We start from the raw sequence: 4,303 nt of genomic DNA, 5'->3' as shown, positions 1-4,303 counted from the left end.
ATATCTATTAGTATCTAAATTATTAGTATAGTCTAGATTGTGACTCTTTTTGACACTTTCGCGTGTATCAAGGGTTTGTGGTGTATCTTTAACGAACTTCCGCGAAGGTTCCGTTTTGACACTTTCGCGTGTATCAAGGGTTTTAACGAACTTCCGCGAAGGTTCCCTTTTGACACTTTCGCGTGTACCAAGGGTTTGTGGCTCTTGTTGCCGAGATTTTGTATAAATGTCTGTTGCCGTAACTTCTAAATCTGCTAAATACAATCTATTTGGTTCATTTTTACCAGTTTTGGGATTAAAGTGCATGGTTTTCTGAAATAATAATCCTTGGTTTTCAAGTTCATTTTTTACCCTAATCACTTTCTTTTTTGACCAGCCCATAAGATCTGTTAGTTCTTGATTTGTAAAAATGAAATAAACCCGGTTATCTTCATCAACCCAGTTGTTTTTCAATGAATAATCTAGTCTATCGTGTAAAATCATATATCCTAATTTTGCACTATCACTTAATGTCTTATATTGAGATCCATAAATTAAAACCTGTGGGAATTGGAAAAAACGAGTTGCATAAGCTTTTTCCGACTCAATAAAATTGAAATTAGTTTGATTCATTATAAAACTTCCCTTCTCAACTGACACATACTGTCTCGAAAGAGAGTTGCTAAAACATTAGATTTGCTTTAAAATACAAATCTGATATGCTTTAACTAAATTACAAAGCATTCATTTAGCCGTGAGGGCTTTGTAATTTACCAGCATGTGTCTATTCTTGGTTGCCCATTCGGCAACTTTTTTAATTTCTGGTAGATTGCAAATTTAATCCGAATTTTTGGACAAATTTGCAATCTACCATTAACACGGTTCTGACCATTTTAGGTATGCTAGGTGTAATTAACTATAAACGTCTCACAGGACACGACAGGCACCTTAGAACATGTTACAAACGAGGTGGACTCCGCTAGCCAAGCTGATAAAGCACCAACTAGTGCGAACGTTTCTAATGTGACCTCAACTAGTGCTGAGATTAAAGTAGATGACAAAGCTGAATAAAGTAAAAAGGTCTATCCTCAATTGGGTAGGCCTTTTTATTGTGCAATTTTAAGCTAGTTAACATAATGCACAGTATTCAAAGCTAAACTTTGTGAAGTCTAGTTAGGCCTATTGTATCAGTGTTTATAGACAACTCACTGTTTGGTTTAGCCAGTTTAGCTGAGTCTGTGAAATTAGGCTGGTTTAAGCTAGATTATCCAAAGCCTATTTTAATCACATTTAGACTTTGTGAAATTAGCTTAAACTGTCCTAGTTAGCTGGCTTGTGATTATTATTTATTTATTCAATTTAGTTGACTTATTGGTTTACCCCTGCTGTAATGCGAGGGAGTGAAGTGGTTGAGTGCAGAGTTGTACCCTAGTCAGACGATCAAAATTAAAATGACTATCTAGCTAGAGTGCAACTCACCTGTTGTAACGCTCGGTCGTTCGGGCATCGCTTGGACAATTAGTTGCGGTATTGCTACCAACCACTAGTATCAATCTACATTCTCGGTTAAACCCATTAAAAAACGCCCTAATGGACGCTGATAGAACGTATTTAGTTTTGTTCGGTTACCAGCTACTAGTGGTCACCATGCCTAAGCATCGTTTTACCACCCGGGCCGTTAATGGTCGCGCTCACCATTCACCACCCAGCCGTACAGATAACCTTGTTGTGGTATAGCCAGATTTATTGACGTCGCACTGGCAAACGTGTCCCCTTGGATTTAGACCCCAGCTTGTCCCCTAGGGCTTTAAAAATCGCACCGGCCATGATATAATAGTCATTAAACAACGATGACTTTTATGTGGCGCTCACCGATTCCCGTCGGTGGGTGTTTTTTTGTATTCACTTACAAGTACAATTGTATTTCTCTCAATAAAAGAAATCAACACTTTTTTAAGAAATGTATACACTTTTACATTAGTACAAATACTAATGTAAAAATTAGTATTTGTATACTCATTCAAAACGCCTCTATTGCAGTCTACATAGAGCTCATGTATACATTTTTACTTTTACACACTTGTATTTGTATACATGTACTAATTTTTGTGCTATGCTTTAAGAGCATTACACTACATATTTATGAGGTGATATTTTGGATAGCAAAGTCATAACATTTTCAAACTTTAAAGGCGGGACTGGCAAGACAACTAATAGTACAATGACTGGTATCGAGTTGGCACGTCGTGGGTATAAAACACTATTAATAGATTTGGATCCTCAAGCTAACGCCACTAATTTATATTTAAAAACTAAAAATAACGTCGGCGGTGAAGTAACTTCTTTTGATGAAACCTTGATGACCGCAATTAAAAACAAAAACCTCAAACCAGCTATCATCAACGTAATCCAAAATTTAGATATTCTTCCATCCTCAGCTGACTTTTCTTTATATCCTAGATATATGGAGAATATAATTTCTGACTACACCGATCGTGTAAAATACTTGTCTACCTTAATAAATCCGTGGAAAGATGACTATGACTACTTGTTGGTAGACGTTCCACCTACAATTAGCCTAATCACAGATACCGCATTATATATGACAGACTACGCGATTGTCGTTCTTCAAACTCAGGAAAGATCGCTTCAGGGTGCCCAGGCATTCATCAAATACATGCAAGATCAAATTATCAATGAATTCCACGCTCCGACATTAGATTTACTAGGAATATTGCCGGTTTTGCTGAAAAATGGTGCCCCTGTCGATAAGAGCACCTTAGCTAAAGCAATTGATATATTTGGTAAAGAAAATATTTTTGACATAACAATTAAAAATATGGAACGCTTAAAACGATATGATGTAACCGGGGTGACATTTAAAGATCAGTTTGATAAAGCAGTTCAAGACGTATACTCCAACGTTACTGATGAAATATTTAGCAGAATGGCTGGTGAATAGGAATGAGCGGATTATTAAGCAATCCCAATCTAAAAAAACAACCAAAGACGGACCCACTTGATCGTGGACAAGATATCAAACCCAAAAACACCTTTACTACAGATGATCTTAAAAGTAATAATGGCAAACCATCAAAACCGGGAAAAAGCGTTGCAGATTCTGTTACTTTTTATGCTAACGTTAGAATCAACAACCATATTAAGAACAAAGCGGAAGCTTTATCTGGAATTGGTCTATATAAATCTCAAAAAGATGCCATTGATAACGCATTAGACTATCTCATTGATTCTTTAGACGCTGAAGACAAGCGAAAATTTACTTTTCAATTAGATATTCTGGAGAGTAGAGACGCCCGAACTAGGGGAAAATAATATCGCGCTCTCAGACAACACGTTCAGCTTTTAGACGTATACTTTGTCCGTTTAAATTAAGCAGAATGCACACAAAAAAGTCCTCTATTATGCGGAATAGAGGGCTTTTCTGAAATCAGTACATACAGGCTTTGCTTAGGAGCGTTGCTTGTGTCCATTTAGGACATACACAATCTACCAAGTAAAGAAAGTGGCTCATCAACAATTGAACAGCCTATTTTCCACTACTGGATCAGCCAAATTAACAACTAAAAACAAACAGACGAACCTAAGACGTGCCCTTAAACAAGCGGCCAAATCTCAAGTTGATTTACCATAGCCCCAAAAGGGAGCCGATCTTCACCAGGTCTACCAAGCCCAGAAGAAGTTAGCACTAGCTACTGACAACTTAAAAGCGGGTAACCAGCAACTAGCACTTACCTTAACCAAGTTAGAAAATCAAAATACCGCTAATCTAAACTGTCAGTAGCTTCTCAAAAAATTAATTTGGGTAATCAGAAAATAAGCCAGGGTCAGAAAAAATTGTTAGTAGGTCTCAAACAATTGGCACAAAAAGAAGCTTTAACGACAGCTTTGAGAAAAATTAAGCATACTAAGAATCGACAGATCAGCCAGGCCTTCAGTCATACCTACTTAGTAGGAGCGGTGATTGTTTTGATTCTGTCACCAATTGCTTTGTTGACAGATCGTAAGCCCTTAAAAAGTTGAACTGGGAGCTAGCCATTAACTTTAATACGGATTACTAGCTAAATCTAAAAGGGGCCTCGTATTCGAAGCCCCTTTTGGTATGGTGTAAACAGTTTTAAAATATATTGTTTTTAACTAATTTAAATCGTCGCTGTTGCGTGCGTTTACTAATCCCCGTCTTTCGTTCAATCATTTTATAGGTCATGCCTTGTTTTCGTAACTCGTAGGCAAATCTGATTTGTTCCTCAGAATACGTTTTCGGTCGCCCTTCCCGAAATGACGGATCATGTTGCTTGGCATACAA

The 4,303-nt window shown here is 37.2% G+C and carries 5 protein-coding genes; 3 read left to right on the top strand and 2 right to left on the bottom strand.

Annotated elements, in window-relative coordinates:
* Positions 1-612 (bottom strand): replication initiator protein A (locus LKE01_RS11495; protein WP_146979249.1); only part of this gene is annotated, 612 nt, incomplete at its 3' end.
* A 1,522-nt stretch (positions 613-2,134) separates the two neighbouring features.
* Between LKE01_RS11495 and LKE01_RS11485 the strand changes: the two genes are divergently transcribed.
* From LKE01_RS11485 to LKE01_RS11475, 3 genes are all read left to right on the top strand, one after another.
* Positions 2,135-2,941: a ParA family protein gene (locus tag LKE01_RS11485; protein ID WP_010010558.1), complete on the top strand. Its 807-nt coding sequence runs from the start codon at positions 2,135-2,137 to the stop codon at positions 2,939-2,941.
* Between the two features lie 2 nt (positions 2,942-2,943).
* Positions 2,944-3,312 (top strand): DUF5388 domain-containing protein, encoded by a 369-nt coding sequence (locus LKE01_RS11480; protein WP_057962243.1) that lies wholly within the window; start codon positions 2,944-2,946, stop codon positions 3,310-3,312.
* Positions 3,313-3,855: 543 nt separating this feature from the next.
* The gene (locus LKE01_RS11475; protein ID WP_089122107.1) at positions 3,856-4,020 is read left to right on the top strand and encodes an MFS transporter; all 165 of its coding nucleotides are present in this window, start codon (positions 3,856-3,858) and stop codon (positions 4,018-4,020) included.
* A gap of 94 nt (positions 4,021-4,114) precedes the next feature.
* Here LKE01_RS11475 and LKE01_RS11470 read toward each other — a convergent pair.
* The coding region (locus tag LKE01_RS11470; protein ID WP_146979247.1) for a helix-turn-helix domain-containing protein at positions 4,115-4,303 on the bottom strand (189 nt) is incomplete at its 5' end.

It is taken from the genome of Lentilactobacillus kefiri, assembly GCF_007989105.1.
GTDB classification, from domain to species: domain Bacteria; phylum Bacillota; class Bacilli; order Lactobacillales; family Lactobacillaceae; genus Lentilactobacillus; species Lentilactobacillus kefiri.
This window is presented reverse-complemented; position numbering and strand designations above follow the sequence as displayed.

What these genes read in the sequence shown, in the direction of transcription:
- LKE01_RS11480 (WP_057962243.1), top strand. Translation starts at nt 2,944, where the DNA reads ATGAGCGGATTATTAAGCAATCCCAATCTAAAAAAACAACCAAAGACG.